This window comes from Trinickia symbiotica, assembly GCF_002934455.1.
In the GTDB taxonomy this organism is placed as follows: Bacteria; Pseudomonadota; Gammaproteobacteria; order Burkholderiales; family Burkholderiaceae; genus Trinickia; species Trinickia symbiotica.
Genome location: NZ_PTIR01000061.1, coordinates 1 through 1131, shown reverse-complemented (window position 1 = coordinate 1131; position 1131 = coordinate 1). Strand labels below are relative to the sequence as shown.

The window sequence follows — 1131 nt, the reverse complement described above, 5'->3', positions numbered from 1 at the left end:
GATGTTGTAAAGCTTCGCGACGTTATCGTGGACGATTTTGCGTCGGGTGGTGGGGGACAGAGCTGCGAGGTTCTTCTCGAGCATGGCGCGCGATTCGGGCCACAAGCAGTCGGGGTGGGGGTAATCGGAGCCCCACATGATGTTGTCCTCGCCCACGAGCGGCACGTTCGGCTCGAGATAGGCGTCTTGCTGGTAGGTGACGTAACCCTGGCGGCGGAAATAGTCGCTGGGCTTCATCGTCAGGCCGAGGCTGCGGGCGCGATCGTCATAGGAGGTGTCCATGCGATCGAAGAGGTAGGGCAGCCAGGTGACGCCCGATTCGCCGAGGATGAACTTGAAGTCGGGGTACTTTTCGCATGCGCCGGAGGTGATGATGGAGACGAGCACCTCCATGGTGTCGAGCTGGAACAGGGAGGAGCGCACCATGCGGAAGTGGGTGAAATACTCCTTTTCCATCTCGCGGGTATCGGGCGCGCGGATGCCGCGAAAGCCGGTGGAGTGGAACGAGATGGGGAAGTGGCATTCGGCGGCCGCTTCCCAGACGGGGTACCAATCGCGGTGCCACAGGGGCACGGGCATGCCTTTGAACGCGAGGTCGCCGCCGCGGATGCCCATCTTGGCGCAGCGGCGCACTTCGGCCGCGGCGTCTTCGGGGCTGTTGTTGGGAATGATGGCCAGGGGGAAGACGCGGTTGGGGTCAGCGCGGTGGGCGAAGTCGATGGCCCAGTCGTTGTAGGTGCGATTGGCCCATGCGCGCGCTTCCTTGTTGGCGATCATGTCGTTGACCATGAGGCAGCCATAGACGATCTCGGCCTGCACGCCGTCCTTGTCGAGGTCGGCGATACGCGTTTCGGGGGTGGTGGGGCGGGTGACGGCGCCGGGGTGATGGTTCCAGTCGAAGCCGGCGGCGGCCATCTCATCGACATGCTGGAAAGCGCCCTTTTGATACTTGAGGAAGCCGGGGCCCACGCCGTTCCACACGCCCTTGTCCTGGCCGTCGACGATCCAGTGCAGGCCGTCCTCGCGCTCTTCGGTGCGCGGCACCATCTCGCGCCATTCTTGCGGCGCAACACTCGACCACAGATCGGGCGGGCAATACGTCAGATCAATATGGTTATCTGCGGAAATAAG

1 protein-coding gene is annotated in these 1131 nt (G+C 63.2%); it reads right to left on the bottom strand.

Translation table 11 applies throughout. The annotated features are described in order from the left end of the window. The coding region (locus tag B0G57_RS30715; protein ID WP_104489630.1) for an amidohydrolase family protein at window positions 1-1131 on the bottom strand (1131 nt) is incomplete at both ends.